Consider the following 3,727-nt stretch of genomic DNA (forward strand, 5'->3'; position numbering starts at 1 on the left):
CGGATCACCTTGCCGCCGCCGAACTTGACCTCCTCGCCATAGGTGGTCAGGTCGCGCTCGACCTCGATGATCAAATCGGTATCGGCGAGCCGCACCCGGTCGCCGGTGGTGGGACCGAACATATCGGCATAGGTGCTACGCGAGATCAAAGCCGGCATCAGAGCGCCCCCATAACTTTCTGATTGAATCCATAGACTTCACGCGAGCCGCGATAGGGCACCAGCCGCACTTCGCGGCTCTGGCCCGGCTCGAACCGCACCGCCGTTCCGGCCGCGATGTCCAGACGGTAGCCGCGCGCGGCGTCCCGGTCGAACTCCAACCCCGGATTGGTCTCCGCGAAATGGTAATGCGAGCCGACCTGCACCGGGCGGTCGCCGGTATTGGCGACCATCAGCGTGATCGCCTCGCAGCCCTCATTCAGCGTGATCTCGCCCGCCGCGGGCAGGATTTCTCCGGGGATCATCGGCTCACTCCTTGTTGCGACGCAGCGCGCGCGCCAGTTCCGGCCCGACATAGGCGACCGTTGCGAGCGCAAGCAGCCCGATCAGCGGACCGTCGTGGAAGAACCATGTGCTCCCCGCGCTGTGGCCGGGATGGGCCAGCGCGGCAGTGGGCGCGAGGACGGCGAGAGCAGCTAGAAGTTTCATCGGACGGCCTTTCATTAGAAAAATTTATTTCGGGTCGGTCTGTATAAGCTGAACTTATCTCAGCGGATCGGATGGTGGACGGTGACGAGCTTCGTGCCGTCCGGGAAGGTCGCTTCGACCTGAATGGAATGGATCATCTCGGGGATGCCCTCCATGCATTGATCGGCCGAGATCACCCCTGCCCCCGCCTCCATCAGATCGGCGACGGAGCGCCCTTCGCGGGCCCCCTCGACGACGAAATCCGAAATGATTGCAATGGCTTCCGGGTGATTGAGCTTCACGCCGCGTTCCAGCCGGTTGCGCGCAACCATCGCAGCAACGCTGATCAGCAGCTTGTCCTTTTCCCTCGGTGTCAGGTTCATCGTATTCCCTCAGATCTGCCACACACGCGGCGCCGCTTCACCGCGTCGCAACGTATTGAAAAGTCGTAGAATTTGTCGCCGCATCGGCCAACCATCCTGCGCAAGAAGGCGGATGACACATTTGCCGTCGAACCCCGAAGCCGCCCCTTCGACGCCCGGCTCGTCGAGCACCGCGCGTACGGGCTCCACCGCGTCTTCCGCACCTTGCTGGCACAGAACGAGCGTCGCGAAAGCGCGCGCCTCGCCCAGAACCGCACTGCGCGCGCCCTTGGCCAAAATGTTGGAATTCAGCAAGAAGGGCTCGAAAAACACAGGCTTTCCGGCGCGATCGATCCGGCGCATGTCGAAAAACTGCAAGTCCTGCACCCGCTCGCCCATCGCGATCCGGCCCAGAACCACCGCCTCGAGCATCATGCAGGACGCATCGGCGGCCAGCGAAATCGTCGTGTCACGGACAAGTTTCGAGCGATCGAAGAGGATCGTCTCCTGCGGCAACCAATCGAGATGACACCCGGCACCGACATTGTGATGCACCTCGACCTGCGCCTGATCACCATCGGCGCGATAGGCGCGCTCGGCGGCTTGGGTCGTCGCCACGAGCTTCGCGCCGTCTTCCAGATCGGTCTTGTAGGAAAGCCGGTCCCCAGAGGCCAAGCCACCGGAAGTATTCAGGAAAACCACTTCTGCCGCGCCCGGAACGCGCGGCAGAATGGCTTTCGCGGACCCGCTTTGATGGAGGCCAGTCAGCCGCGCACCGGAAAAGGCGGCCCGCGCCACGCCGCGCGAACGCTGCATCTCGACTGCAGCCGTAGTCTGTATTTTCGCGTCGAACATGGGTCCCTCCCTCCCGATCCAAAACCGCACCAACGGAGCGGTCCATGCCTTGCTCGCGCAGATCTGGCTTTGACCAAGGCACAACGGCAGCTGCGCCCATTTCACGCGCAATTTGCCCAATTTTTCAACTGTAATGAATCACCCCAAGGGACCGGGGCGGCGTTCTTCGTTGAGCAGCACATTCGCCTCGACCTGCCCGACCCCGGGCAAGGTCATGATCCGACGCCGCAAGACCCGTTCGAAGTCGGGCAGATCGCGCGCAGTGACGCGCAGCCGGTAATCGAAGAGCCCGAGGACGTGCTGCACGAGCTGCACTTCCGGGATCGCGGTCACCGCGCGCTCGAAATCCTCAAGGCTGACGCGGCCTTTCGCGGCGAGCTTCACGCCCAGAAAGACCGTCACGCCGAACCCCAGCGCCTCGGGATCGACGATGACACGCCGCCCCGCGATCACGCCCGCCTCCTGCATCCGACGGATTCGGCGCCAAGTCGCCGGCTGAGAAAGCCCGAGCTTGCGCCCCAACGCGCCCGCGCTCTGCGTGGAATCGCGGCTCAGCGCCCGCAGCAGCTGGCGGTCGAAATCGTCGAGATCGAGGCTCATATCGGCAGCTCCGCGCTGGATTTGATCGTCGAGATCAGCATCAGAGCATCGAGTTCGGCGATATGCGGCAGGGTCAGAATGCGGTTGCGGTAAATCTCCTGATAATGCGCCATGTCGCGGGCGATGACCTGCAGGCGCATATCGGTGGAGCCGAGGAAGCTTTGGATTTCAATGACTTCCGGGACCTCTCGCGCGGCGGCGGTGAATTCGTCGAAAGCGCGCGGGTTGGTCTTATCCAAGGTGAAGCGCAGGGACACCTCAACCGCCCAGCCGAGAGCGTGCCAATCGATCAGCGCCTCTTCCCCGCGGATCACCCCGCCTTCGCGCAGCTTCTCGATCCGACGCCAACAGGTCGCGGGCGTGACGCCGGCGCGCTCGGCCAGTTCGGCCGAGGGGAGACCCGGCTCCGCCATCATCTGACGCAATATCCGGCGGTCCGTATCGTCGATCTGCATGGTTTTTCCGTTTTTATCCAAAAGTGCGAATGACTTTTATCCTCAATAGCAGATACGCTCAACTTCTGAACGCATATTCGCGCAGAACGTTCTATTCTCAGCCTCAGAAAAGAAGGAGGAACGCCATGCGCGTCTATTACGATCGCGATTGCGATGTGAACCTGATCAAGGACAAGAAAGTCGCCATTCTTGGCTACGGCTCGCAGGGCCACGCCCACGCGCTGAACCTGCGCGACTCGGGTGCGAAGAACGTGGCCGTTGCGCTGCGCGACGGCTCGCCCTCGAAAGCGAAAGCCGAAGCCGAAGGCCTGCAGGTGATGGGTATCGCCGAAGCGGCTGCCTGGTGCGACGTGATCATGTTCACCATGCCCGACGAACTTCAGGCCGAGACCTACAAGAAGTACGTCCATGACAACCTGAAAGACGGCTCGGCGATCGCGTTCGCCCACGGCCTGAACGTGCATTTCGGCCTGATCGAGCCGAAGCCCGGCATCGACGTGATCATGATGGCGCCGAAAGGCCCGGGTCACACCGTGCGCGGCGAATACACCAAGGGCGGCGGCGTGCCGTGCCTCTTCGCGGTCGAGAACGACGCGACCGGCAAGGCGCAGGACATCGCGCTGAGCTACTGCTCGGCCATCGGTGGCGGCCGCTCGGGCATCATCGAGACCAACTTCCGTCAGGAATGCGAAACCGACCTGTTCGGCGAGCAAGCGGTTCTCTGCGGCGGCCTCGTCGAGCTGATCCGCATGGGCTTCGAGACCCTCGTGGAAGCCGGCTACGCCCCCGAGATGGCCTATTTCGAGTGCCTGCACGAGGTGAAGCTGAT

At 62.8% G+C, this 3,727-nt stretch carries 8 protein-coding genes; 1 reads left to right on the forward strand and 7 read right to left on the reverse strand.

All coding sequences use genetic code 11. The features are described from left to right. The 7 genes from B3D39_RS00805 to B3D39_RS00835 all read right to left on the reverse strand — a co-directional run. On the reverse strand, nucleotides 1–158 hold a 158-nt coding region (locus tag B3D39_RS00805; RefSeq protein ID WP_286789292.1), incomplete at its 3' end, for a hypothetical protein. Then, nucleotides 158–463: an urease subunit beta gene (locus B3D39_RS00810; protein ID WP_078520264.1), complete on the reverse strand. Its 306-nt coding sequence runs from the start codon at nucleotides 461–463 to the stop codon at nucleotides 158–160. The genes B3D39_RS00805 and B3D39_RS00810, both read right to left, overlap by 1 nt. Before the next feature lie 4 nt (nucleotides 464–467). Then, nucleotides 468–647 (reverse strand): hypothetical protein, encoded by a 180-nt coding sequence (locus tag B3D39_RS00815; RefSeq protein ID WP_274962989.1) that lies wholly within the window; start codon nucleotides 645–647, stop codon nucleotides 468–470. A 59-nt stretch (nucleotides 648–706) separates the two neighbouring features. Further along, nucleotides 707–1,009 carry an urease subunit gamma gene (locus B3D39_RS00820; RefSeq protein WP_075776945.1) on the reverse strand — a complete coding sequence of 101 codons (303 nt, stop codon included), beginning with the start codon at nucleotides 1,007–1,009 and terminating at the stop codon, nucleotides 707–709. 9 nt (nucleotides 1,010–1,018) lie between these two features. Continuing rightward, nucleotides 1,019–1,843 (reverse strand): urease accessory protein UreD, encoded by an 825-nt coding sequence (locus tag B3D39_RS00825; protein WP_414717953.1) that lies wholly within the window; start codon nucleotides 1,841–1,843, stop codon nucleotides 1,019–1,021. 138 nt (nucleotides 1,844–1,981) lie between these two features. Beyond that, entirely contained in the window at nucleotides 1,982–2,443 is a 462-nt protein-coding gene (locus B3D39_RS00830) for an Lrp/AsnC family transcriptional regulator (protein WP_078520267.1), read from the reverse strand. Further along, nucleotides 2,440–2,898, reverse strand: a complete 459-nt coding sequence (locus B3D39_RS00835) for an Lrp/AsnC family transcriptional regulator (protein ID WP_078520268.1) — start codon at nucleotides 2,896–2,898, stop codon at nucleotides 2,440–2,442. The genes B3D39_RS00830 and B3D39_RS00835 overlap by 4 nt, the downstream gene beginning before the upstream one ends. Nucleotides 2,899–3,023: 125 nt before the next feature. On the opposite strand from B3D39_RS00835, the gene ilvC reads away from it, so the two are divergent. Further along, on the forward strand, nucleotides 3,024–3,727 hold a 704-nt coding region (gene ilvC / locus B3D39_RS00840), incomplete at its 3' end, for a ketol-acid reductoisomerase (protein WP_286789291.1).

The sequence above is a fragment of the Thioclava sp. UBA3469 genome, from assembly GCF_002378135.1.
GTDB lineage: Bacteria > Pseudomonadota > Alphaproteobacteria > Rhodobacterales > Rhodobacteraceae > Thioclava > Thioclava sediminum.